Origin of the sequence: Mycolicibacter sinensis, assembly GCF_001667375.1 — a bacterium.
In the GTDB taxonomy this organism is placed as follows: Bacteria; Actinomycetota; Actinomycetes; order Mycobacteriales; family Mycobacteriaceae; genus Mycobacterium; species Mycobacterium sinense_A.
The window spans coordinates 21,546-44,343 of sequence record NZ_LZIN01000014.1 but is presented as its reverse complement, the minus strand read 5'-3'; the positions used below and the strand labels follow the sequence as shown (position 1 = coordinate 44,343).

Sequence of the window (22,798 nt, the reverse complement as noted above, 5' to 3'; positions counted from 1 at the left end):
TAGCGCGTCGCCTTGTAGCGTTAGCGCGGTGCCGACCCTCTGAGTGCGGCTGTCGGCCAGTCCACCGCGTTAATGCTTCTCGGAGCACGTTGCAATACAAGAATTTTCGCGACGGAACGTTGATCGTCGCGGGCACGTGCCGAGGGCGGAAATCTGCCGCCGGCATTTAGGTCCGCCCTTCTAGTTTCTCCAATTTTCCTTGTGTAAACTCTCGCGCATGACCTACGTGATCGGGAAGCCGTGCGTTGACGTGATGGATCGGGCCTGCGTGGAGGAGTGCCCCGTCGACTGCATCTACGAAGGCGGGCGGGCCCTCTACATCCATCCGGATGAATGTGTGGACTGCGGTGCCTGCGAGCCGGTATGCCCGGTCGAGGCCATCTACTACGAGGATGACCTGCCGGACGAGTTGCAGCCCCACCTGGCCGACAACGCGGAGTTCTTCACCGAGGCGCTGCCCGGGCGCGACGAGGCGCTCGGCTCGCCCGGGGGCGCCGCCAAGATCGGCGCGCTCGGCGTCGACACTCCGCTGGTGGCCAGTTACCCGCCCCAGGGGGAGTGAGCGACATCGCCAAACCGGCCGGGCCAGCTGGAGGACGTCGTCTTGACGTACTTCGGCTGGTGCAGGCCGCGGACGAGCCGCTGAGCATCGCCCAGATCGCCGACGAGCTGGGGGTGCACCCCAACACCGTGCGTTTCCACCTGGACACGTTGGTGGAAGAAGGCCGCGTCGAACACACCGCCTCCGACCACAAGGGCCGGGGGCGTCCGGCACTGATGTTCCAGGCGGTCCGGCAGATGGACCGCGGCGGCACGCGCCGGTTCCGGCTCCTCGCCGAGATCCTCACCATCGGCCTAGCCGCCGACCAGGACCCCGGCGCCAAGGCGCTGGCGGCCGGCCGGGCATGGGGGCGGCGACTGCGGCCGCTGCACGGGCCGGCCGAGCCCGTCGACGCCGAGGAGTCGACCGACCATCTCGTCGACATGCTCGACGAGTTGGGATTCCAGCCCGAGCAGCTCGAGCCCGACGCCGTCGGCGACAAGCAGCTCGGCCTGCGCCACTGCCCGTTCCTCGAGCTCGCCGAGACCTCCACCGAGGTGGTCTGCCCGATCCACCTGGGCCTGATGCAGGGTGCGCTGGAGGCCTGGGACGCACCGGTGACGGTCGACCGCCTCGATTCCTTCGCCAAGCCCGATCTGTGTGTGGCGCATCTGAAATCGTTGGACGCCGATGCCTCCGGGCCGGCCCCGAACGGGGCTCGGCTCGAGCAGTCACCCCCGCTACCGGTGCGAGTGGAAGGGCCGACCGGGTGAGCACTGCCTCCGCCGTTGCGGTCGCCGCGACATTTCTGTGGCTGGGCATGGTGGTCGCGATCTCGTTCATGGAAGCACCGCTGAAGTTCCGCGCGCCCAACGCGACGATCCCGGTCTGCCTCGGGATCGGCCGGTTGGTGTTTCGAGCCCTCAATGCCGTCGAGTTCGTACTGGCCGCGGCCATCGCGGTCGCGTTCGCGATCGAGCGCCCGAGCGTCGGCATCGTCGTGGCGTTCGTGGTCGCCGTGGCCGTGTTGTTCGCCCAGATGCTGGCGGTGCGGCCGCGTCTGAGCCGCCGCGCCGACCAGGTGCTGTCCGGGCTGGAGGCGCCCCGTTCCCGTGCCCACTACGCCTACGTCGGCCTGGAGGTGATCAAGGTCGCCGCACTGGTGCCACTGGGCATTCTGTTGCTGTCTCGCTGAGCCGTTCGACCCGCTAACCGACCCGACGAGTGAGTAGGACTACCGATGGAATCGACCTCCCTGACCACCCTGGCCGACGAGAAGCTCGCCGAGGCCAAGCAGCATCACAGCGGGCGCGCGGCCCACACCGTCTACGGCGGCTCGATGCATCACCTGCGCCAGACCCTGGTTGCGCTGGCGGCCGGCCAGTCGCTGGCCGAACACGACAGTCCGGGAGAGTCGACCCTGCAGGTGCTGCGCGGCCGGGTGCGGCTGACCGCCGGCGACGACGCGTGGGAGGGTTCGGCCGGCGAGCTCGTCACCGTTCCGCGGACCCGCCACGCGCTGGAGTCGCTGGAGGACTCGGTGGTGCTGCTGACGGTCGCCAAGAGCGCCGCGCACTGAGCGTGCCGCTGAGCACACCCTGGTCGAAGCGGGCCGGTCTGCGGCTGCCCATCCTCAACGCCCCGATGGGCGGGGTGGCCGGTGGGCGGCTGGCCGCTGCGGTCACCGCCGCGGGCGGGCTGGGCATGATCGGCATGGGCAGCACCGCCACGGCGGAGTCGCTGGCCAGCGAGCTGGCCCTGGCCGGGCCGGCGCGGTTCGGAATCGGCTTGGTGGACTGGGTGATCCGTGATCAGCCGGACCTGCTCGATGCCGCCCTGGCGGCGCGCCCGGCGCTGCTCTCGGTGAGCTTCGGCGACGACCTGTCCTGGGTGCAGCGCGCCCACGCCGCCGGAATACCGGCCGCCACCCAGGTCTACGACGCCGAGACCGCCCGCCGCGCGGCCGACTCCGGGCTGGACCTGGTGGTGGCCCGCGGCGCCGAAGGCGGCGGACACGGCGAGATCCGGCTGGCCACCCTGCCGCTGCTCGATGCCGTGCTGGACGCCGTGCCGGTCCCGGTGCTGGCCGCCGGGGGGATCGCCTCGCCGCGCAGCCTGGCCGCGGTGCTGGCGGCCGGCGCGGCCGGCGCCTGGCTGGGCACCTGCCTGTCGGCTTGCCCCGAGGCGTTGACCGGCGACGGCGCCCGGCGCGCCCTGATCGCGGCCACCGGCACCGACACCGTCAGCACCCGGGTGTTCGACGTCGGCCAGCGGCTGGATTGGCCGACGCGGTTCCCGTCGCGGGTACTGCGCAATGAGTTCGTGGGCCGCTGGGCGGGCCGAGAGGAAGCGCTGGCCGGCGATAGCGAAGCCGCCGCCGAACTCGCTGCCGGGATCGCCGCCGACGATCAGCGCATCGCCCCGGTCGACGCGGGCCAGGGGGTGGGGAAGCTACACGACAGCCGCTCGGTGGCGGTGGTCATCGATGAGTTGTGCGCCGGGGCGCAGCGACTGCTGGCGCGCTGGGCCTAAGCGGGCTCCGGTCCGGCACGCAGCACGACGCAGCAGCGTGACGGGTCCGGGCACAGCCGGGTCTGCGGGCAGTGCGGTTGCAGTGCCTCGCTGACCCCGCTGATCAGCGCGAGGTTCATGGTGCAGGCCAGCTCCGTCTGGGCCTGGGCCAGCGCGTGGAACGGACAGTTGGCCAAGAAGACCTCGCCGTCACCGTCGCGCGGTTCGTAGCCGTGTTCGCCGAGCACGCCGAGGGCCAACTCGAGGGCGGCCCTCGCGTCGGTCGGCGCCTGCCCCGCGGTCGCGGTGCTGCCGAGTTCGCGGCCGTAGTCGCGGGCCAGGGAGCGCAGCACGTCGATCGCCGGTGTGCCGGTGCGGGCGGATTCGGCGATCGCATCGGCCATCAGCCGGCCCGCCAGCTCATATTCCCGCGGCGGCAAGCTGATGGCGATCTGCTCCGGGGAGCGTCGGTAGCGCTTCGAGGGGCGGCCCGCGCCGGGGCCCGAGCGGCCGGTCGGCCGGGCATAGTCGCTCTGCAGCAGGCCGTCGGCTTCCAGCCGGTCCAGATGGAACTTGGCCTGGTGACGGGCGATACCGGTCGCGGCGGCAGCCTCGTCGCGGCTGACCGGGCCGGCTTGGGCGGCGACGAATCGATACAGCTCACGGCGGACCGGATCGGTGAGTGCGCCGATTCCGGTCACGTCGCGGTCGCGGTTGGCCATAGTTCGGTGAAATTCTATCGGATAAAACTCTTGACGTTAGATTCTGCTCGTTCTAACGTACAGAGTATAAGCCGTTAGAGTTGAGGAGGACGTAATGAGTGCCACCGGTCATGCGAGTTCACCTACCGTTTCGGAGCGGTTGAAGGATCCGGTGTTCGAGGCGTTCTTCGTGCTGCGGACCCTGTTCACGGTCGCTCCGATCCTGTTTGGTCTCGACAAATTCTTCAACCTGCTGCCGCACGTGCCCGGCGGCGCAGAGCCGAGTCACTGGGACAAGTACCTTGCCGGCTGGATCAATGACATTCTGCCGGGCAACGGCGACCAGGCGATGTACCTGATCGGTGTCATCGAAATCGTCGCCGGCGTCCTGGTAGCGGTCGCGCCGCGGATCGGCGCCTGGGTGGTGGCGGCCTGGCTGGCGGGCATCATCGTCGACCTGCTCACCTTGTCCGGCTACTACGACGTCGCGCTGCGCGACTTCGGTCTGCTGGTCTCCGCGGTGGTGCTGGCCCGACTGGCTCAGGCGGTGCATACCCGCCAGGTGACCTGACAACGCCGCCGGCACCGACTCGCGACCGCGCCACGACAACCCGATCTGTTCGTGGCGCGGTCGCGCCACGTCCGGCCTCACAGCGCCCGCAGATAGCGTTTGGCGATGACGCGTCGGGCCGCCGATGTCACCGGCCCGCCCGCCCTGATCCACCATTTGCCCGGCCGGAAGAACGATCGCACCTGCGCGTAGACGGTGTCATCGGCCGGGTCGTAGCGCACCGCGAACAACTCTTCGCCGGATCCGGGGTGTCCCGGCAGCGTGCCGTAGGCGAAGCCGCGCCGGTCGTCGTCGGTGACCACGTAGACCACCCGGCACGGTGCGGTCAACAACCCCATTCGCACCACGACAGTGGTTCCCACCTGCGCGACATCGCTGTCGGCCTGCACACCCAAGCCGGTCCCGCGCTGCATCCCCCAGTGCAGCACCGCCGCGCCGGCCTCCTCGAAGCGCTGCCGGCCGCGGCCAATCGGGGCGGCGCGCTCCACGTGCTGGTAGCCCTCGGGGAGTACCCCCGCGGTCGCGCCCACCTCGGCGTAGGTCAGCGGCAGGTCACGGAGCTCGCTCAAGTCCACCGGCCCACCCTCCCAGGCGGTTGAGTCTGCGTCCAGGGCGCCAAAGTGCGAGTGGGATGCGCCCTGGATGCAGGGTCAACGTTAAATAGGACGCGTGCAAGCCCCACATGCCGGCGGCGGGTTCAACCCGCCCGAGCCGACCGACAAAGGCGGGCCGGACTACGGCCGGTTCCTGGAGATGATGCGTGACCTGCAGGACCACGCCCGCGCCGTCGACGCCCCCGCCGAGGTGATCAGCCGGGCCACCGACGCCCTGCACGAGGTGTGCGAACTGCTGGCCCCCTTCGACGCCGACGAATGGTCATCGCCGTCCGGGCGGCGGCTGGACCTGCCGATGCGCGGCAACCTGCTGCCGGTGCCGATGAAGCTGAAGAAGGACGACGATGGGCGGCTGCGCGGCTGGGCCCGATTCCGGCGCTTCCACTTGGGACGCAACGGAGCAGCCCACGGCGGCGCCATAGGGCTGCTGTTCGATTCGGTGCTGGGCACGGCGTCGTGGCTGCTGACCGGCGGGCCTTACCAGCGCACCGCCTACCTGCACGTCAACTACCGCAGCATCGTCCCGATCGACGTGGAGTTGCAGGTCGACGCCTGGATCAGCCGGACCGAGGGCCGCAAGATCTTCGTCGAGACCACCCTGCGCGACGGCGATCGGCTGCTGGCCGACGGCGAGGCGTTGTTCGTGGTGCTCAAACCCGGCCAGCCATAGATGCCCTCAGCGGTGGGCCACCGCAGCCCCGATAGCATGGTCGCGGACGTTTCGACCACCTCGCATCCCCTTGGAGACCACGCCATGAGCGCGCCCGCACAGCCCGCCCCGATCCGGGTTCCTGCCGGCACCACCGCCGCCGACGCGGTGCGCGCGGCAGGCCTGCCCGGCCGCGGGGCGCCGGATGCGATCGTGGTGGTGCGCGATGCGCAGGGCACGCTGCGCGACCTCAGCTGGATTCCCGACGCCGACGCCGAGGCGACCCCGGTACCGGCCGACACCGACGACGGCCGCAGCGTCATCCGGCACTCCTGCGCGCACGTGCTGGCCCAGGCGGTGCAAGACCTGTTCCCGGCCGCCAAACTCGGCATCGGGCCGCCGATCACCGACGGCTTCTACTACGACTTCGACGTGCCCGAGGCCTTCACCCCGGAGGATCTGGCCGCGCTGGAGAAGCGGATGCGGGCCATCATCAAAGACGGCCAGCTGTTTTCCCGGCGGGTCTATGAGTCTCAAGAGGCCGCCCGCGCCGAGCTGGCGACCGAGCCGTACAAGCTGGAACTGGTGGACGACAAGTCCGGCGACAGCGACATCATGGAGGTCGGTGGCGACGAGCTGACCGCCTACGATAACCTGAATCCTCGTACCCGGGAACGGGTTTGGGGCGACCTGTGTCGCGGCCCGCACATCCCGACCACCCGGTTCATCCCGGCGTTCAAACTCACCCGCTCCTCGGCGGCCTACTGGCGCGGTGACCAGAACAACGCCAGCCTGCAACGGGTCTACGGCACCGCGTGGGAGTCCCAGGAGGCATTGGACCGTCACCTGGAACTGATCGAGGAAGCCCTGCGTCGCGACCACCGCAAGCTCGGCGTCGAACTGGACCTGTTCAGCTTCCCCGACGAGATCGGTTCGGGCCTACCGGTTTTCCATCCCAAGGGCGGGATCATCCGCCGCGAGCTGGAGGACTACTCGCGGCGCAAGCACATCGAGGCCGGCTACCAGTTCGTCAACACCCCGCACATCACCAAGTCCGAACTCTACGAGACCTCCGGACATCTGGAGTGGTACCGCGAGGGCATGTACCCGCCGATGCACATCGACGCGGAGTTCGCCGAGGACGGGTCGCTGCGCAAACCCGGCCAGGACTACTACCTCAAGCCGATGAACTGCCCCATGCACCATTTGATCTTTCGGTCGCGCGGGCGCTCATACCGGGAACTTCCGTTGCGGCTCTTCGAGTTCGGCAGTGTGTACCGCTATGAACGCTCCGGGGTGGTGCACGGCCTGACCCGGGTCCGCGGCATGACCCAGGACGACGCGCACATCTATTGCACCCGGGAGACCATGCGCGACGAGCTGGCCTCGCTACTGCGCTTCGTGCTCGACCTGCTCGCCGACTACGGCCTGGACGACTACTACCTGGAGCTGTCCTCCAAGGACCCGGAGAAGTACGTGGGCTCCGACGAGGTGTGGGAGGAGGCCACCGAGACGCTGCGCGAGGTCGCTGAGGCGTCCGGGCTGACCCTGGTGCCCGACCCGGGCGGTGCGGCGTTCTACGGGCCGAAGATCTCGGTGCAGGTCAAAGATGCGCTGGGCCGCAGCTGGCAGATGTCGACCATTCAGCTCGACTTCAACATGCCCGACCGTTTCGAGCTGGAGTACACCGCGGCCGACGGCACCCGGCAGCGCCCGGTGCTCATCCATCGGGCGCTGTTCGGCTCGATCGAGCGTTTCTTCGGGGTGTTGACCGAGCACTACGCCGGGGCGTTCCCGGCCTGGCTGGCGCCGGTGCAGGTGGTCGGCATCCCGGTCGCCGACCAGCACGTGGACTACCTGGAAGAGGTTGCCGCCCAACTCCGCAGCCGCGGGGTGCGGGTCGAGGTGGACGCCAGTGACGACCGGATGCCCAAGAAGATCGTCAACCACACCAATGCCAAGGTGCCGTTCATGCTGCTGGCCGGCGACCGCGACGTCGACGCCGGCGCGGTCAGCTTCCGGTTCGCCGACCGCACCCAGATCAACGGCGTGCCGCGCGACGAGGCGGTCGCCGCGATCGCCGGCTGGATCACCGCCCGCGACAACACCGTGCCGACCGCGCATGCGCTGAAGGTAGGCGGCACCCAGTGACCGGCGACGAGGGTGGCGAGCAGGCAATCGTCGATACCGGCGTCGGTGAAGCCGACCGGCTGGAGCGGCTGTGGACGCCCTATCGCATGACCTACCTGGCCGAGGCGCCCCTCAAGCGCACCGCAGCGGGCTCGGCGCGATCCACCAGGCCGTTCACCGACATCCCCGCGATGTCCGACGAAGACGGACTGGTGGTGGCGCGCGGTGAATACGTCTACGCCGTGCTCAACCTCTACCCCTACAACCCCGGCCACCTGATGGTGGTGCCCTACCGGCGGTTCTCGGAGTTCGAGGACCTCACCGAACCCGAGGGTGCCGAGCTGATGACGTTTATTCAAAAAGCCATCAGGGTGATCAAGGCGGTGTCGCGCCCGCACGGGTTCAACGTCGGGCTGAACCTGGGCGAGTCGGCCGGCGGGTCGCTGGCCGAGCATCTGCACGTGCACGTCGTGCCGCGCTGGGGCGGCGACGCGAACTTCATCACGATCGTCGGTGGCTCCAAAGTGATCCCGCAATTGCTGCGCGACACTCGCCGGCTGCTCGCCGACGAGTGGGCGAAACAGCAATGAGCAGACTGCCTTTCCTGTCCCGGGCGACGTTCGCCGGTATTACCACCCCGGTGGCCCGGGCCTTCCTGCGCGCCGGGCTCACCGCCGACATCGTCACGATCCTGGGCACCGCCGGTGCGGTGCTGGCGGCGCTGACGCTGTTCCCGACCGGTCAGCTGTTCGCCGGCACGCTGGTGGTCTGGTTCTTCGTGCACTTCGACATGCTCGACGGGGCGATGGCGCGCGAAAGCGGCGGCGGTAGTGCGTTCGGCGCGGTACTGGACGCGACCTGCGACCGGATCAGTGACGGAGCGGTGTTCTGCGGGCTGGCATGGTGGGCGGCGTTCGGCCTGGACAGCGCCCCGCTGGTGGTCGCGACGTTGATCTGCCTGGTCACCTCGCAGGTGATCTCCTACATCAAGGCCCGCGCCGAAGCCAGCGGCCTGCGCGGCGACGGCGGTTACATCGAACGCCCGGAACGGCTGATCATTGTGCTGGTGGGCGCGGGACTGTCCGATCTGCCGGTGTACCCGCTGCCGTGGGCGCTGCACGTGGCGATGTGGCTGTTGGCGGTTGCCAGCCTGATCACCTGCGCCCAGCGGCTGCACACCGTGCGCACCTCGCCGGGCGCGGTGGAACCGCTGCCGGACGCCGACGGCGAGGAAACCGCCGGATCGTGACTTTCCTCCCCAGCGGTCTGCGAGTTCCCGGGCTCAGCCGGCTCGACGCCTGGGCCACCGACGCCGGGTTCGCTGCCGGCTGGATGATGGTGCGGGCGATGCCGGAGTTCGTCGCGCGCAACGCGTTCGACGCCGGTGCGTTGGTCGCGGCCCGCGGCGGGGGACCCGAGCAGCTGCGCAAGAACCTGGCCCGGGTGCTGGGGGTGGCGCCCGCCGAGGTGCCCTCGCCGCTGATGCGGGCCTCGCTGGCGTCGTACGCCCGGTACTGGCGCGAGGCATTTCGGCTACCCACCATGGACCATGCGGCGCTGGCAGCACAGTTGCACGATTCGGTGCGCGGAAAAGACAACGTCGTCGCGGCGCTGGCTGCCGGGCGCGGGGCCGTGCTGGCGTTGCCGCACAGCGGCAACTGGGACATGGCCGGCGTCTGGCTGGCTCAGACCCACGGCGGGTTCACCACCGTCGCCGAGCGGCTCAAACCCGAATCGCTGTACCGGCGCTTCGTCGAATTCCGGGAGAGTCTGGGCTTCGAGGTGCTGCCGCTGTCCGGCGGCGAACGCCCCCCGTTCGAGGTGCTGGCCGAGCGACTGAGGGCCAACGGGCTGGTCTGCCTGATGGCCGACCGCGACCTGACCCGAAGCGGGGTCGCGGTCGACTTCTTCGGCGAATCCACCCGGATGCCGGCCGGCCCGGCCAGACTCGCGATCGAAACCGGTGCGGCACTGCTGCCGGCGCACTGCTGGTTCGACGGCGCCGGCTGGGGTGTCCGGATTCACCCGCCGCTGGACTGCGCCGGCGGTGATGTCGAGGTGATCACCCAGGCGATGGCCGACACGTTCACCGAGGGCATCGCCGCCTATCCGGAAGACTGGCACATGATGCAGCCGCAATGGGTCGCCGACCTTCCCGCGTCTCGACGGGCGCGGCTGGGGGAGAGCTGATGCGGATCGGCATGGTCTGCCCCTACTCGTTCGACGTGCCGGGCGGGGTGCAGGCTCACGTGCTGCAGTTAGCCGAGGTGCTGCGCGCCCGTGGGCATGAGGTCAGTGTGCTGGCACCGGCCTCGCCGCACGTGGAGTTGCCCGACTACGTCGTCTCCGCCGGCAAGGCCCTCGGGATCCCCTACAACGGGTCGGTGGCCCGGCTGCAGTTCAGCCCGGCCGCGCACCGCAAGGTCAAGAAATGGCTCATGCAAGGGGATTTCGACGTGCTGCATCTGCACGAGCCGAACGCTCCCAGCCTGTCGATGCTGGCCCTGAATGTGGCCGAGGGCCCGATCGTGGCCACCTTTCACACCTCGACGACCAAATCGTTGACGCTGAGTGTGGCCCAGAGCTTGCTGCGGCCGATGCACGAAAAGATCATCGGCCGCATCGCGGTGTCGGATCTGGCCCGGCGCTGGCAGATGGAGGCGCTGGGATCCGACGCGGTGGAGATCCCCAATGGGGTCGAGGTGGCCGCGTTCGCCACGGCGGAGCCGTTGCCCGGCTACCCGCGCCCCGGCCGCACGGTGTTGTTTCTGGGCCGCTACGACGAACCCCGCAAGGGGATGGCCGTGCTGCTGGGTGCGCTGCCGGCGCTGGTCGAGAGGTTCGCCGACGTGGAGGTATTGATCGTCGGCAGGGGTGATGAAGCGGAATTGCGCAGCGACGCAGGCGTATTGGCCGGGCATCTGCGATTCCTGGGGCAAGTCGACGATGCCGAGAAGGCGTCGGCGCTGCGCAGCGCCGACGTGTACTGTGCACCGAACACCGGCGGTGAGAGCTTCGGCATCGTGCTCGCCGAGGCGATGGCCGCCGGGGCCGCGGTGGTCGCCAGTGACCTGGACGCGTTCCGCCGGGTGCTGCGCGACGGGCAGGCGGGCCGGCTGGTGCCCGTCGATGACCACGAGGCCCTGGCCGCCGCCCTGATCGAGGTGCTCGAGGACGACGCGCTGCGGGCGTCCTATGTGGCGGCGGGCCGCGAGGCGGTACGCCGCTTCGACTGGTCGGTGGTGGCCGAACAGATCATCCGGGTCTACGAGACGGTCGCCGGCGCCGGCCGCAAGGTCTCGGTGGGCGACTGATGGGTCCGACGATCGCCGGCACCGTGCTGGTGCTGATTGCCGTGGCAGTGCTGGCCGCCGCGGTGGGCTGGGCGTATCAGACCGCCAACCGGCTAAACCGGCTGCACGTGCGCTGCGAGCTGTCCTGGCAGGCGCTGGACGGGGCGCTGGCGCGCCGTGCGGTGGTGGCCCGGGCCGTCGCGATCGAGGCCTACGGCGGCGCGGTGGCCGGGCGCCGGCTGGCGGCCCTGGCCGATGTCGCCGAGCGGTCCACGCGAGACGCTCGCGAGACCGCGGAGAACGCGTTGTCGGCCGAACTGGCGATGGTCGAACCCGCCTCGTTGCCGCCGGCGATGGTGGCCGAGCTGGCCGACGCCGAAGCCCGGGTGCTGCTGGCCCGCCGGTTCCACAACGACGCGGTCCGCGACACGGTGGCACTGCGTGAGCGGCCGCTGGTGCGGGCCTTGCATCTGGGCGGAACCGCGCCGATGCCAACATATTTCGAGATCCTCGAACGAGCGGGCATGCAGGGGAACGGCGTTCAGGGCGTGCTGGATCCGCGGGTTTCGGCGCGGGTGGTGCTGCTCGACGAGACGGGGGCGGTGCTGCTGCTGCGCGGCCGCGACCCGGCCCTGCCGGATGACGACGCAAACCCGGCGCCGCGCTGGTGGTTCACCATCGGCGGGCAGGTGTTGCCCGATGAGCCGCTGGCCGAGGCGGCGGCCCGCGAACTGGCCGAGGAGACCGGTCTGAAGGTCGACCCCGGCGAGCTGGTCGGACCGATCTGGCGCCGCGACGCGGTCTTCGAGTTCAACGGCGAACGGCTCGACAGCCAGGAGTTCTTCTTCACCTACCGCACCGGCCGGTTCGAGCCGTCCGCGGCCGCTCGGACTGGGCTGGAGCAGCGCTACCTGCAAGGCCACCGCTGGTGCGACGCCGCGGCGATCGCCGAGTTGGCCGCTGCGGGCGAGAAGGTCTATCCGCTGCAGCTGGGCGAGCGGCTCGCCGAGGCGGGCCGGCTGGCCGACGCTGCCGACTCGGCTCCGGTCGTCCGCCGGATCACCTGACCGCAGCTGGTCAACCACTTAGCCTGGACAGGTGAATCCCGAGGCATCCCATCGCGCCGTTCAGGTACCGTCCGTCGGCGCGGCACTGACCCTGGTCGACGTCGAGACTCCCGAACCCGGGCCCGATCAGGTCCGGATCGCCGTCGCTGCCTGCGGTGTCTGCGGTACCGATCACGCCTTCGTCAACGGGGGCTTCCCGGGGATGACGTGGCCGGTGACCCTCGGGCACGAAATCGCCGGCACTATCGCCGAAGTCGGTGCGGGCGTGGCGGGCTGGGAGGTGGGTGACCGGGTCGCGGTGGGCTGGTTCGGCGGTCACTGCAACCGCTGCATCCCTTGTCGCAAAGGCGATTTCATCCATTGCGCCAACGTGCAGGTGCCCAGCTGGCACTACCCCGGCGGCTACGCCGAATCGGTGACTGTCCCGGCCAACGCACTTGCGCGGATCCCCGATGAGCTGTCTTTCGCCGAGGCGGCCCCGATGGGGTGTGCCGGGGTGACCACGTATCACGCGCTGCGGTCGACCCAGGCGCAGCCGGGGGACCGGGTCGCGGTGCTGGGTCTGGGCGGTCTGGGCCACCTGGGCGTGCAGTTCGCCGCCGCGATGGGATTCGAGACGATCGCGATCGCGCGCGGAGCCGCCCGGGCCGAGGACGCTCGGGATCTCGGCGCCCAGCACTACATCGACTCGACCGCCGGGGATGTCAGCCAGGCGATGCAGACGCTCGGGGGCGCGGCGGTGGTGCTGGCCACCGCGGCCAACTCGCCGGCGATGGCCGCCACCCTCGGCGGGCTGCAGCCGCGCGGGGAGCTCGTCATCATCGGGGTCAGCGCCGAACCGCTCCCGATCGCCCCGGTGCAGTTGATCGGGCCGGGGCTCAGCGTCGTCGGTCACCCGTCGGGCACCGCGCGCGACGTCGAGGAGACCATGGCCTTCGCGGTGCTGTCGGGTGTTCGGGCCCGTATCGAAGAACGGCCGCTGGCCCAGGCGGCCGAGGCGTACGCCGCCATGGAGGACGGCCGGGCCCGCTACCGCATGGTCTTGACGATGTGATCTTTCGCCGGTGAGCCCCGTTGTCGCGCCGCTGGACCAGCGAGGGCAAAAATCGGCTGGCGGGCGCCCACTACACTTGATCGGATATCACGAGCGAGGAGAAGTATTCAGTGGACAGCGCGGCGCAGAACGGCTCGGCGGCAGCCGGTGGGCAGACCGGGACGGCGCGGGTCAAGCGCGGCATGGCCGAGATGCTCAAGGGCGGCGTCATCATGGACGTCGTCACCCCGGAGCAGGCCCGCATCGCCGAGGGGGCCGGCGCCGTCGCGGTGATGGCGCTGGAGCGGGTGCCCGCCGACATCCGCGCCCAGGGCGGGGTGTCGCGGATGAGCGACCCGGACATGATCGAGAGCATCATCGCCGCGGTCACCATCCCGGTGATGGCCAAGGTGCGCATCGGGCACTTCGTCGAAGCGCAGATCCTGCAGAGCCTGGGGGTGGACTACATCGACGAGTCGGAGGTGCTCACCCCTGCCGACTACGCCCACCACATCGACAAGTGGCAGTACACCGTGCCGTTCGTGTGCGGGGCGACCAACCTGGGCGAGGCGCTGCGCCGCATCACCGAGGGTGCGGCCATGATCCGCTCCAAAGGTGAGGCGGGAACCGGGGATGTCTCCAACGCCACCACCCATATGCGTGCCATTGGCGGCGAGATCCGCCGGCTCACGTCGCTGTCGCAAGACGAATTGTTCGTCGCGGCAAAGGAACTGCAGGCGCCCTACGAACTGGTCGCCGAAGTCGCCAAGGCCGGGAAACTTCCAGTGACGCTGTTCACTGCCGGGGGCATCGCCACGCCCGCCGACGCGGCGATGATGATGCAGCTCGGCGCCGAGGGCGTGTTCGTCGGCTCCGGCATCTTCAAGTCCGGTGATCCGGCGGCGCGCGCAGCAGCCATCGTCAAGGCCACCACCTTCTACGACGACCCCGCCGTGCTGGCCCGGGTGTCGCGCGGGCTGGGCGAGGCGATGGTCGGCATCAACGTGGAGGACATCGCGCAGCCGCACCGGCTGGCCGAGCGCGGCTGGTAGACAATCTCCGTGGCGATCGAAGAGATCCTCGATCTCGAACAACTCGAGGTCAACATCTACCGCGGCAGCGTGTTCAGCCCGCTCTCCGCTGACCATCAGCGCACCTTCGGCGGGCACGTCGCCGGTCAGGCACTGGTGTCGGCGGTGCGCACCGTGGACCCGCGCTTCCGGGTCCACTCGCTGCACGGTTACTTCCTGCGGCCCGGAGATGCCCGGGCGCCCACGGTGTTCACCGTCGAGCGGGTGCGCGACGGCGGTTCGTTCTGTACCCGGCGGGTCAACGCGGTGCAGCACGGCGAGACCATCTTCAACATGTCGGCGTCGTTCCAGACCGAGCAACGCGGCATCGGGCACCAGGATGTGATGCCCGACGCGCCCGACCCCAAGGACCTGCCCGACATCGCCAGCATGAAAGCGTTCGACGACGCGGGCTTCAAAGCCTTCGCCGAGTGGGACCTGCGCAAAGTACCGCGCGAGGCCTTGCCGCACATTCCGGGCAAGGTGGCCGAGCAGCAGGTCTGGTTCCGGCACCGTGACCGGTTGCCCGACGACCCGGTGCTGCACATCTGCGCGCTGGCCTACATGAGCGACCTGACCCTGCTGGGCACCTCCTGGTCGATTCACCCCACCGAACGCGATCTGCTGCAGGTGGCCTCGCTCGACCATGCGATGTGGTTCATGCGCCCCTTCCGGGCCGACGAATGGCTGCTCTATGACCAGTCGTCGCCGTCGGCGGGGGCCGGCCGGGCGCTGACCCAGGGCAAGATCTACAACCGATCCGGCGACATGGTGGCCGCCGTCATGCAGGAGGGGCTGACCCGCTACCCGTCCGGGTACCACCCGACCGGCCAGTGAGCAGCCCGCGCATCGGAGTGCTCGCCTTGCAGGGCGATGTCCGCGAGCACCTCGGGGCACTGCGGGCCGTCGGCGCCGACCCGGTGCCGGTACGCCGACGCCCGGAACTCGACGCCGTCGACGCCCTGCTGATTCCCGGTGGCGAGTCGACCACGATGAGTCATCTGCTACGCGAGCTGGAGTTGACCGATCCGCTGCGGGCCCGGCTGGCCGACGGCATGCCGGCCTACGGGTCGTGCGCGGGAATGATTCTGCTGGCGACCGAAATCGTCGACGCCGGCGCCGAGGGACGCGCCGCAATCCCGCTGGGCGGAGTCGATATGACGGTGCGGCGCAACGCTTTCGGCCGGCAGGTCGACTCCTTCGAGGGCGACGTGGCGTTCGCCGGCCTGGACGATCCGGTGCATGCGGTATTCATCCGGGCGCCCTGGGTGGAGCGGGTCGGACCCGGGGTTCAGGTACTGGCGGAGGCCGCCGGACACCCCGTGGCGGTGCGCCACGGCGCGGTGCTGGCCACGTCGTTTCACCCCGAGGTGACCGGCGACCGCCGGATTCACCGGCTGTTCGTCGACATCGTCACCCGCAAGGCCTGACCGGCACGGCCGCTGCCTGGCGCCTATCGGCTGACACGGATACCGACGCCGGCACCGACCAGGCATGATGTGCGCATGGCAGATCTTGCGCGAGGAGGATTTCGCCGCGCGGTGAAACTGGCGAGCCTTCCGGCCGGGGTCGCGGGACGCGCAGCGTTGGGTGTGGGCAAGCGGATGACCGGCAAGTCCAGGGACGAGGTCAACGCCGAGCTCCTGGAGAGGGCCGCCGACGAGATGTTCAAGGTGCTCGGCGAGCTCAAGGGCGGCGCGATGAAGGTCGGCCAGGCGCTGTCGGTGATGGAGGCCGCGATTCCGCCGCAGTTCGCCGAACCGTTCCGCGAGGCGTTAGTCAAGCTCCAAAGCGAGGCCCCACCGCTGCCGGCCGCCAAGGTGCATCGGGTGCTCGACGCCCAGCTCGGCACCAAATGGCGGGAGCGTTTCACGTCCTTCGACGACACCCCGGCCGCGTCGGCAAGCATCGGGCAGGTGCACCGGGCGGTCTGGAAGGACGGACGCGCAGTCGCCGTCAAAATTCAATACCCCGGCGCTGACGAGGCGCTGCGCGCCGACCTCAAACTGATTCAGCGGTTCAACTGGGTCGCCAAGCAAGTCGTACCCGGCGCGGACGTGGACCGGCTGATCTCGGAGATCAACGACACCTTGGAGGCCGAACTCGAATACCGCCGGGAAGCCGACAACCAGCGGGCCTTCGCCAAGGCCTTCGCCGGGGACCCGAAGTTCGCTGTGCCGGCGGTGATCGCCAGCGCGCCGAAGGTCATCGTCTCGGAGTGGATCGAAGGCCGGCGTCTGTCGGCGATCATCAGCAGCGGCACCAAGCAGGAGCGGGACTCCGCGTGCGCGCTGCTGCTGGAGTTCACCTTCAGCTCACCGGCGCGGGTGGGCCTGGTGCATGCCGACCCGCACCCGGGCAACTTCATGCTGTTGCCCGACGGGCGCCTGGGCGTCATCGACTTCGGCGCGGTGGCCGAACATCCCGGCGGCATCCCCCCGGAGTTCGCCGAACTGCTGTGCTGGGCGCGTGACGAGCAGTGGGACGAGGTGATCCGGCTGCTCAAGCAGCTCGGATTCATGCCGGCCGACTATGAGCTGAGTGCTGAGCAACTGGTGGAGTACATCCAGCCGCTGTGGCCCTACATCGACCCGCTGCGCTCGGGGGAGTTCCATTTCACCCGCAAGTGGTTCCAGAAATCGGCACTGGTCACCACGGATCCGCTGGCGGAAGGCTTTGCCGACCGATTCAAGATGGCGCGCCAGCTGACCATTCCGGCGGGTTATGTCATGTTGCTGCGTACGCTGGGGGGCCTGCTGGGGGTAGCGGTGCAATTGGACGCGCACGTCGACTACGCCGCGCTGATCGAGCGATGGGTGCCTGGGTTCTTCCCGCCCCACCAGCCCCCGGCGCGTGAGCAGGACTGACACGTAGACTCGTCGCGCAAAGTTTTTGATGCGACAGTGAGGTAGGCAACTGATGAGCGGCCATTCCAAGTGGGCCACCACCAAGCACAAGAAGGCCGTCATCGACGCCCGCCGCGGCAAGAACTTCGCCCGGTTGATCAAGAACATCGAGGTCGCGGCCCGCGTTGGCGGCGGTGACCCGTCGGGCAACCCCACGTTGTATGACGCCATTCAGAAGGCCAAGAAGAACTCGGTGCCCAACGACAACATCGAACGGGCCCGCAAGCGTGGTGCCGGTGAGGAAGCCGGTGGCGCCGACTACCAGACCATCACCTATGAGGGCTATGGGCCCAACGGGGTGGCCGTGCTCATCGAGTGCCTGACCGACAACCGCAACCGCGCTGCCAGCGAGGTGCGGGTGGCGATGACCCGTAATGGTGGCCAGATGGCCGATCCGGGCTCGGTCGCCTACCTGTTCAGCCGCAAGGGGACGGTCACCTTGGACAAGAACGGGCTGACCGAGGATGACGTGCTGGTGGCGGTGCTGGACGCCGGCGCTGAGGACGTCAACGACCTGGGGGAGAGCTTCGAGGTGATCTCCGAGCCGGGCGATCTGGTGGCGGTGCGCACCGCGCTGGTCGACGCCGGCATCGACTACGACTCGGCCGAGGCCAGCTTCCAGCCGTCGGTCAGCGTCCCGGTGGACGTCGAGGGCGCGCGCAAGGTGTTCAAGCTGGTCGAGGCGCTCGAAGACAGCGATGACGTGCAGAACGTGTGGACCAACGTCGATCTGTCCGACGAGGTGCTGGCCGCGCTCGAGGCCGAGTAGCGAGCGGCGCCGGTGTCGGCGGTTCATTTCATCTCGGGTCTGCCGCGGTCGGGCTCGACCCTGCTGGCCGCGCTGCTGCGGCAGAACCCGCGTTTTCACGCCGGGATGTCGGGCCCGCTGGCCGGGTTGTTCGGGGCCCTGCTCGGTGAGATGAGTGCACGCAACGAGTTTTCGGTGTTCATCGATGACGCGAAGCGAGAGCGCATCCTGCACGGGCTGTTTGACAACTTCTACGCCGACTGCCCCGCCGAGGTGATCTTCGATACCAACCGGGCCTGGTGCGGCTGGATGCCGGCGGTGTCGCGGCTGTTCCCGGAGGCCAAGATGCTGGCCTGCGTACGCGATTTGCAGTGGGTAGTCGACAGCATCGAGCGGTTGATCCAGCGCAACGTGTTCACGCCGTCGTCGATCTTCGGTTTCAACCCCGGTGGCACCGTCTACACCCGCGCCAATGGCGTCGTGGCACAAGACGGAATGGTCGGCGCGTCCTACGACATGCTCAAACAAGCCTGCTACGGCGCGCAGCGGGACCGGCTGCTGGTGGTGCAGTACGAGTCGCTGACCACCGACCCGGGGCGCACGATGCGCGCCATCTACGACTTCATCGACGAGCCGATGTTCGAGCACAGCTTCGACAACATCGACTACGACGTCACCGAATTCGACGAGCGGGCCGGCACGCCGGGGCTGCACACCGTGCACGCAGAGGTCAGGGCACAGCCGCGCGAGACGGTCCTGCCACCGGACCTGTTCAATCGTTTCCTCCGGGACGCGTTCTGGCGCGATCCAGCGAGTATTCCCGCCGGCCTTCAGGTGGTGTGACAACGGCGGAATCCGCTACCACCTCCGCGTGTCCTGCCGGGGCGCGTCGGCCCCAACCGCTACTGTTCGAACAGATGTTCACTACAGTAGGGAGTGTGCGGTGCGGGTGATGGGCGTCGACCCCGGGCTGACCCGCTGCGGGTTGTCGGTGGTCGAGGGCGGCCGGGGGCGCCAGGTGACCGCTTTGGACGTCGATGTGGTGCGCACGCCGGCCGGTCAGCCCCTGCCGCAGCGGTTGCTGACGATCAGTGACACCGCCGAGCACTGGCTCGATACCCACCGCCCCGATGTCCTCGCCGTCGAGCGGGTGTTCTCCCAGCAGAACGTCTCCACTGTGATGGGCACCGCCCAGGCCGGCGGGGTGATCGCGCTGGCCGCCGCCCGCCGGGGCATCGATGTGCATTTCCACACGCCCAGCGAGGTCAAGGCCGCGGTGACCGGCAACGGGTCGGCCGACAAGGCGCAGGTCACCGCGATGGTCACCAGAATCCTTGGGCTGCAGCAGAAGCCGACGCCCGCCGACGCGGCGGACGCGCTGGCGTTGGCGATCTGCCACTGCTGGCGCGCCCCGATGATTGCCCGGATGGCGGCCGCCGAGGCGCTGGCCGCCGAAGCGCGGCGCCGCTACACCGCCAAACTCAAGGCGGCGCGGGCATGATCTCTTCGGTGCGCGGTGAGGTCATCGACATCGCACTCGATCATGTGGTGGTCGAGGCGGCCGGGGTCGGCTACAAGGTGATGGCCACCCCGGCGACGCTGTCGACGGTGCGCCGCGGCAGCGAATCGCGGTTGATCACCGCGATGATCGTGCGTGAGGATTCGATGACGCTGTACGGCTTCCCCGACGCCGATGCGCGTGATCTGTTCCTGACGTTGATCGGGGTGTCGGGAATCGGGCCCAAGATCGCACTGGCCGCGCTGGCGGTCTATGACGCGGCCGCGCTGCGCCGGGTGCTGGCCGAGTCCGACGTCACGGCGCTGACCCGGGTGCCCGGCATCGGTAAGCGTGGGGCCGAGCGCCTGGTGCTGGAACTGCGCGACAAGATCGGGCCGGTGGCAGCAGCCGAGGGTGCCGTGTTCAACGGTCACGCGGTGCGCGCCCCGGTCATCGAAGCCCTTGTCGGCCTAGGTTTTGCCGCCAAGCAGGCCGAGGAGACCACCGACAAAGTGCTCGCCGAGAATCCCGACGCCAACACCTCTGATGTACTGCGGACCGCGCTGAGCCGGCTGGGGAAGACCAAGTGAGCGAACCCGACGACGCAGATGCCCGCGAGGTGTCCCCGGCACTGACGGTCGGCGAGGGCGACATCGACGCCGGCCTGCGTCCACGCAGCCTGGCGGAGTTCATCGGCCAGCCCCGGGTGCGCGAGCAGTTGCAACTGGTGATCGAGGGCGCCAAGAATCGCGGCGGCACACCGGATCACATCCTGCTGTCCGGCCCGCCCGGTCTGGGCAAGACGTCGCTGGCGATGATCATCGCCAGCGAACTGGGCAGCGCCTTACGGGTGACCTCGGGGCCCGCGCTGGAGCGGGCCGGGGATCTCGCGGCGATGCTGTCGAATCTGGTCGAGCACGATGTGCTGTTCATCGACGAGATCCACCGCATCGCCCGGCCCGCCGAAGAGATGCTGTACCTGGCCATGGAGGACTTCCGGGTCGACGTCGTGGTCGGCAAAGGCCCTGGGGCGACATCGATTCCGCTGGAAGTCGCACCGTTCACCCTGGTCGGGGCGACCACTCGCTCCGGTGCGCTGACCGGCCCGCTGCGGGACCGGTTCGGCTTCACCGCGCACATGGATTTCTACGAGCCGGCCGAACTGCAGCGGGTGCTGACGCGCTCGGCGGCGATCTTGGGCATCGAGCTCGGGGCTGAAGCGGCCGCCGAGGTCGCACGCCGATCCCGTGGCACCCCGCGGATCGCCAACCGATTGCTGCGCCGGGTACGCGACTACGCCGAGGTGCGCGCCGACGGGGTGATCACCCGCGATGTGGCCAAGGCAGCGCTGGCCGTTTATGACGTCGACGAGCTGGGTCTGGACCGCCTCGACCGGGCGGTGCTGTCGGCGTTGACGCGGAGTTTCGGCGGCGGTCCGGTCGGCGTTTCCACCCTGGCGGTGGCGGTGGGGGAGGAGGCGGCCACCGTCGAGGAGGTCTGCGAGCCGTTCCTGGTGCGCGCCGGGATGATCGCCCGCACCCCACGGGGCCGCGTCGCCACCCCGGCGGCCTGGACGCACCTGGGCATGGTGCCGCCGGCCGGCGCGGCGGGACTGGGGCAACAAGGGCTGTTCGAGTAGGCCCTACAGCTTGGCGAGTTCGCCGGCCAGCACGTCCAGGCCCTCGGTGAGCAGGTCGTCGCTGATGGTCAACGGCGGCAGCAGCCGCAGCACGTTGCCGAAGGTGCCGCAGGTCAACACGATCACGCCGGCTTGATGGCACGCGGTGGCCAGCGCTTTGGTCAGCGCCGGGTCCGGTTCGGTGCTGCCGGGTCGCACCAATTCGACGGCGATCATGGCGCCGCGGCCGCGGACGTCGCCAATGCGGTCGTCGTCGGCCTGCAGCCGGCCCAGGCGCTCGAAGACCACCCGCTCGATCTGCCGCGCCCGCCCGACCAGGTCGTCGGCCTCGACGGTGGCCAATGCTCCCAGTGCTGCCGCGCATGCCACCGGGTTGCCCCCGAACGTCCCGCCCAGGCCGCTGACCTGCGGGGCGTCCATGATCTCGGCGCGGCCGGTGACGGCCGACAGCGGGAGCCCCCCGCCGATGCCTTTGGCGGTGCAGATCAGGTCGGGCACCAAGCCGTCCGGGCCCTCATGCTCACAGGCGAACATCGCGCCGGTGCGCGCGAAGCCGGTCTGCACCTCGTCGGCGATGAACACCACGTCGTTGTCGCGGCACCAGGCCAGCACCGCGGGCAGGAAACCCGGTGCCGGAACGATGAATCCGCCCTCGCCCTGGATTGGTTCGATGACCAGCGCGGCCAGGTTGTGGGCGCCGATCTGGTTCTCCAGGACACCGATGGTGCGCTCGGCGGCCCGCTCGCCGTCGCTGCCCAGCTCCTTGTCGATCAGGCCGTCCCGGTAGGGGTAGGACGTCGGCGCGCGGTAGACGTCGGGTGCGAACGGCCCGAAGCCGCTCTTATAGGGCATCGACTTGGCCGTCAGCGCCATGGTCAGGTTGGTCCGGCCGTGGTAGCCGTGGTCGAACGCCACCACCGCGGACTTACGGGTGTAGGACCGAGCGATCTTGACGGCGTTCTCCAAAGCTTCCGCGCCGGAGTTCAGCAGCACCGAGCGCTTCTCGAACCTGCCCGGGGTGAGCCGGTTGAGTGCTTCGGCGACGGCCACATACCCCTCGTAGGGCGTCACCATGAAGCAGGTGTGGGTGAACTCGCCGACCTGTTGGCGTACCCCGTCCACCACGCGCGGTGCGGCATTGCCGACGGTCGTCACCGCGATACCCGAGCCCAGATCGATCAGCCGGTTGCCGTCGACGTCCTCGACGATGCCCCCTGCGGCGCGCGCCGCGTAGACCGGCAACGTGCTGGCCACCCCGCGTGCCACGGCCGCCGCGCGGCGCCCGGCCATCCGCACCGAGCCGGGGCCCGGGATCTCGGTGGCCAGGTGACGGCTCTGCGGCAGTGACGGCACAGACATGGCGGGTCTCCTCAGCGGCCGCGGTTCAGACTTGGCCGAGCGGGCGGCAGGCGTTGCCGAACGGGTTCCACCATTCCCCGGCCGGGCAGTCCAGCGGTGTCGGGCCCTGACCGAGGGGCATGCAGGTGTTGGTGCTGGGCTCCCAATACTGGCCGCCGGGGCAGTCCAGCGGTGTCGGGCCCTGACCGAGGGGCATGCAGGTGTTGGTGCTGGGCTCCCAGTACTGACCGCCCGGGCAGTCCAGTGGTGCCGCCGACCCGATGGCGGGCGCTGCGATCGCTCCTAGCGCCAGGGGAGCCGCCGCCAACGCCACCGCGGTAGCCAGACCGCACGCAAAGCTTCTCATCGGCCAACCTTCCCTCAAGAATCCTGACCCCCGATTTCCCCCACAGCCTAAGGGGCCAACTGCGGTCCCGGCGTCGAGTCGCGCCACACAATGGCAGACTGTTGTCATCACAGCGGCCCGTC

At 69.4% G+C, this 22,798-nt stretch carries 27 protein-coding genes; 23 read left to right on the top strand and 4 right to left on the bottom strand.

The genetic code is table 11. From position 1 onward, the window contains the following. Positions 1–217 precede the first annotated feature (217 nt). The 5 genes from fdxA to A5771_RS02420 all read left to right on the top strand — a co-directional run bounded on the left by fdxA (position 218) and on the right by A5771_RS02420 (position 3,073). Positions 218–562, top strand: a complete 345-nt coding sequence (gene fdxA, locus A5771_RS02440; protein ID WP_064853610.1) for a ferredoxin — start codon at positions 218–220, stop codon at positions 560–562. Next, entirely contained in the window at positions 559–1,314 is a 756-nt protein-coding gene (locus A5771_RS02435; RefSeq protein ID WP_064853609.1) for a helix-turn-helix transcriptional regulator, read from the top strand. Before fdxA ends, A5771_RS02435 begins: the two co-directional genes overlap by 4 nt. Continuing rightward, the gene (locus tag A5771_RS02430) at positions 1,311–1,736 is read left to right on the top strand and encodes a hypothetical protein (RefSeq protein ID WP_064853608.1); all 426 of its coding nucleotides are present in this window, start codon (positions 1,311–1,313) and stop codon (positions 1,734–1,736) included. Before A5771_RS02435 ends, A5771_RS02430 begins: the two co-directional genes overlap by 4 nt. A 45-nt stretch (positions 1,737–1,781) precedes the next feature. Beyond that, entirely contained in the window at positions 1,782–2,120 is a 339-nt protein-coding gene (locus tag A5771_RS02425) for a cupin domain-containing protein (protein WP_064853607.1), read from the top strand. Positions 2,121–2,185: 65 nt separating this feature from the next. Continuing rightward, on the top strand, positions 2,186–3,073 hold the full coding sequence (locus tag A5771_RS02420) for an NAD(P)H-dependent flavin oxidoreductase (RefSeq protein WP_064853630.1): 888 nt from the start codon (positions 2,186–2,188) through the stop codon (positions 3,071–3,073). Here the strand turns inward: A5771_RS02420 and A5771_RS02415 are convergent. Beyond that, entirely contained in the window at positions 3,070–3,774 is a 705-nt protein-coding gene (locus A5771_RS02415; RefSeq protein ID WP_064853606.1) for a helix-turn-helix transcriptional regulator, read from the bottom strand. The two genes, A5771_RS02420 and A5771_RS02415, sit on opposite strands and share 4 nt — an antisense overlap. A gap of 94 nt (positions 3,775–3,868) precedes the next feature. Here A5771_RS02415 and A5771_RS02410 point away from each other — a divergent pair, with 94 nt between their 5' ends. Next, on the top strand, positions 3,869–4,324 hold the full coding sequence (locus A5771_RS02410; RefSeq protein WP_064853605.1) for a DoxX family membrane protein: 456 nt from the start codon (positions 3,869–3,871) through the stop codon (positions 4,322–4,324). A gap of 77 nt (positions 4,325–4,401) precedes the next feature. Here the strand turns inward: A5771_RS02410 and A5771_RS02405 are convergent, their stop codons facing one another. After that, a complete protein-coding gene (locus A5771_RS02405; RefSeq protein ID WP_064853604.1) occupies positions 4,402–4,899 on the bottom strand; it encodes a DUF1990 family protein in 498 nt (165 codons plus the stop codon). Positions 4,900–4,984: 85 nt separating this feature from the next. Here A5771_RS02405 and A5771_RS02400 point away from each other — a divergent pair, with 85 nt between their 5' ends. The 17 genes from A5771_RS02400 to ruvB all read left to right on the top strand — a co-directional run bounded on the left by A5771_RS02400 (position 4,985) and on the right by ruvB (position 20,971). Then, the gene (locus tag A5771_RS02400; protein ID WP_207545373.1) at positions 4,985–5,608 is read left to right on the top strand and encodes a PaaI family thioesterase; all 624 of its coding nucleotides are present in this window, start codon (positions 4,985–4,987) and stop codon (positions 5,606–5,608) included. An 84-nt stretch (positions 5,609–5,692) separates the two neighbouring features. After that, the gene (thrS, locus tag A5771_RS02395; RefSeq protein WP_064853602.1) at positions 5,693–7,738 is read left to right on the top strand and encodes a threonine--tRNA ligase; all 2,046 of its coding nucleotides are present in this window, start codon (positions 5,693–5,695) and stop codon (positions 7,736–7,738) included. Next, a complete protein-coding gene (locus A5771_RS02390) occupies positions 7,735–8,307 on the top strand; it encodes an HIT family protein (protein WP_064853601.1) in 573 nt (190 codons plus the stop codon). Before thrS ends, A5771_RS02390 begins: the two co-directional genes overlap by 4 nt. After that, positions 8,304–8,966, top strand: coding sequence for a phosphatidylinositol phosphate synthase (gene pgsA / locus A5771_RS02385; protein ID WP_064853600.1), 663 nt, complete (start codon positions 8,304–8,306; stop codon positions 8,964–8,966). The genes A5771_RS02390 and pgsA overlap by 4 nt, the downstream gene beginning before the upstream one ends. 17 nt (positions 8,967–8,983) lie before the next feature. Beyond that, entirely contained in the window at positions 8,984–9,907 is a 924-nt protein-coding gene (locus A5771_RS02380; RefSeq protein ID WP_234782916.1) for a phosphatidylinositol mannoside acyltransferase, read from the top strand. Further along, a complete protein-coding gene (locus A5771_RS02375; protein ID WP_064853598.1) occupies positions 9,907–11,031 on the top strand; it encodes a glycosyltransferase family 4 protein in 1,125 nt (374 codons plus the stop codon). Before A5771_RS02380 ends, A5771_RS02375 begins: the two co-directional genes overlap by 1 nt. Further along, the gene (locus tag A5771_RS02370; protein WP_064853597.1) at positions 11,031–12,077 is read left to right on the top strand and encodes an NUDIX hydrolase; all 1,047 of its coding nucleotides are present in this window, start codon (positions 11,031–11,033) and stop codon (positions 12,075–12,077) included. Before A5771_RS02375 ends, A5771_RS02370 begins: the two co-directional genes overlap by 1 nt. A gap of 31 nt (positions 12,078–12,108) precedes the next feature. Further along, entirely contained in the window at positions 12,109–13,131 is a 1,023-nt protein-coding gene (locus A5771_RS02365; protein WP_064853596.1) for an alcohol dehydrogenase catalytic domain-containing protein, read from the top strand. 110 nt (positions 13,132–13,241) lie between these two features. Next, positions 13,242–14,162 carry a pyridoxal 5'-phosphate synthase lyase subunit PdxS gene (pdxS, locus tag A5771_RS02360; protein ID WP_064853595.1) on the top strand — a complete coding sequence of 307 codons (921 nt, stop codon included), beginning with the start codon at positions 13,242–13,244 and terminating at the stop codon, positions 14,160–14,162. Between the two features lie 9 nt (positions 14,163–14,171). After that, on the top strand, positions 14,172–15,017 hold the full coding sequence (gene tesB / locus A5771_RS02355) for an acyl-CoA thioesterase II (protein ID WP_064853594.1): 846 nt from the start codon (positions 14,172–14,174) through the stop codon (positions 15,015–15,017). Continuing rightward, a complete protein-coding gene (gene pdxT / locus A5771_RS02350; RefSeq protein ID WP_064853593.1) occupies positions 15,014–15,610 on the top strand; it encodes a pyridoxal 5'-phosphate synthase glutaminase subunit PdxT in 597 nt (198 codons plus the stop codon). The genes tesB and pdxT overlap by 4 nt, the downstream gene beginning before the upstream one ends. Positions 15,611–15,685: 75 nt before the next feature. Continuing rightward, positions 15,686–17,047, top strand: coding sequence for an ABC1 kinase family protein (locus tag A5771_RS02345; RefSeq protein ID WP_064853592.1), 1,362 nt, complete (start codon positions 15,686–15,688; stop codon positions 17,045–17,047). Positions 17,048–17,099: 52 nt separating this feature from the next. After that, entirely contained in the window at positions 17,100–17,855 is a 756-nt protein-coding gene (locus A5771_RS02340) for a YebC/PmpR family DNA-binding transcriptional regulator (RefSeq protein ID WP_064853591.1), read from the top strand. Between the two features lie 12 nt (positions 17,856–17,867). After that, positions 17,868–18,677: a sulfotransferase family protein gene (locus tag A5771_RS02335; protein WP_064853590.1), complete on the top strand. Its 810-nt coding sequence runs from the start codon at positions 17,868–17,870 to the stop codon at positions 18,675–18,677. Between the two features lie 100 nt (positions 18,678–18,777). Next, positions 18,778–19,335: a crossover junction endodeoxyribonuclease RuvC gene (ruvC, locus tag A5771_RS02330; RefSeq protein WP_082947013.1), complete on the top strand. Its 558-nt coding sequence runs from the start codon at positions 18,778–18,780 to the stop codon at positions 19,333–19,335. Beyond that, on the top strand, positions 19,332–19,922 hold the full coding sequence (gene ruvA, locus A5771_RS02325) for a Holliday junction branch migration protein RuvA (RefSeq protein ID WP_064853589.1): 591 nt from the start codon (positions 19,332–19,334) through the stop codon (positions 19,920–19,922). The genes ruvC and ruvA overlap by 4 nt, the downstream gene beginning before the upstream one ends. Further along, positions 19,919–20,971, top strand: a complete 1,053-nt coding sequence (gene ruvB / locus A5771_RS02320) for a Holliday junction branch migration DNA helicase RuvB (protein WP_064853588.1) — start codon at positions 19,919–19,921, stop codon at positions 20,969–20,971. Before ruvA ends, ruvB begins: the two co-directional genes overlap by 4 nt. A gap of 3 nt (positions 20,972–20,974) precedes the next feature. On the opposite strand, the gene gabT is transcribed toward ruvB, so the two are convergent. Both gabT and A5771_RS21560 read right to left on the bottom strand, forming a co-directional pair. Further along, positions 20,975–22,324, bottom strand: coding sequence for a 4-aminobutyrate--2-oxoglutarate transaminase (gabT, locus tag A5771_RS02315; RefSeq protein ID WP_064853628.1), 1,350 nt, complete (start codon positions 22,322–22,324; stop codon positions 20,975–20,977). A 31-nt stretch (positions 22,325–22,355) separates the two neighbouring features. After that, positions 22,356–22,676 carry a hypothetical protein gene (locus tag A5771_RS21560; RefSeq protein ID WP_082947012.1) on the bottom strand — a complete coding sequence of 107 codons (321 nt, stop codon included), beginning with the start codon at positions 22,674–22,676 and terminating at the stop codon, positions 22,356–22,358. Between the last annotated feature and the right edge of the window lie 122 nt (positions 22,677–22,798).

Coding starts and splice junctions, on each gene's coding strand:
- A5771_RS21560 (WP_082947012.1), bottom strand. CDS start 22,676: ATGAGAAGCTTTGCGTGCGGTCTGGCTACCGCGGTGGCGTTGGCGGCG.
- A5771_RS02375 (WP_064853598.1), top strand. CDS start 9,907: ATGCGGATCGGCATGGTCTGCCCCTACTCGTTCGACGTGCCGGGCGGG.
- ruvA (WP_064853589.1), top strand. CDS start 19,332: ATGATCTCTTCGGTGCGCGGTGAGGTCATCGACATCGCACTCGATCAT.
- A5771_RS02415 (WP_064853606.1), bottom strand. CDS start 3,774: ATGGCCAACCGCGACCGCGACGTGACCGGAATCGGCGCACTCACCGAT.
- A5771_RS02410 (WP_064853605.1), top strand. CDS start 3,869: ATGAGTGCCACCGGTCATGCGAGTTCACCTACCGTTTCGGAGCGGTTG.
- A5771_RS02345 (WP_064853592.1), top strand. CDS start 15,686: ATGGCAGATCTTGCGCGAGGAGGATTTCGCCGCGCGGTGAAACTGGCG.
- thrS (WP_064853602.1), top strand. CDS start 5,693: ATGAGCGCGCCCGCACAGCCCGCCCCGATCCGGGTTCCTGCCGGCACC.
- A5771_RS02425 (WP_064853607.1), top strand. CDS start 1,782: ATGGAATCGACCTCCCTGACCACCCTGGCCGACGAGAAGCTCGCCGAG.
- pgsA (WP_064853600.1), top strand. CDS start 8,304: ATGAGCAGACTGCCTTTCCTGTCCCGGGCGACGTTCGCCGGTATTACC.
- fdxA (WP_064853610.1), top strand. CDS start 218: ATGACCTACGTGATCGGGAAGCCGTGCGTTGACGTGATGGATCGGGCC.
- A5771_RS02340 (WP_064853591.1), top strand. CDS start 17,100: ATGAGCGGCCATTCCAAGTGGGCCACCACCAAGCACAAGAAGGCCGTC.
- A5771_RS02370 (WP_064853597.1), top strand. CDS start 11,031: ATGGGTCCGACGATCGCCGGCACCGTGCTGGTGCTGATTGCCGTGGCA.
- A5771_RS02420 (WP_064853630.1), top strand. CDS start 2,186: ATGGGCGGGGTGGCCGGTGGGCGGCTGGCCGCTGCGGTCACCGCCGCG.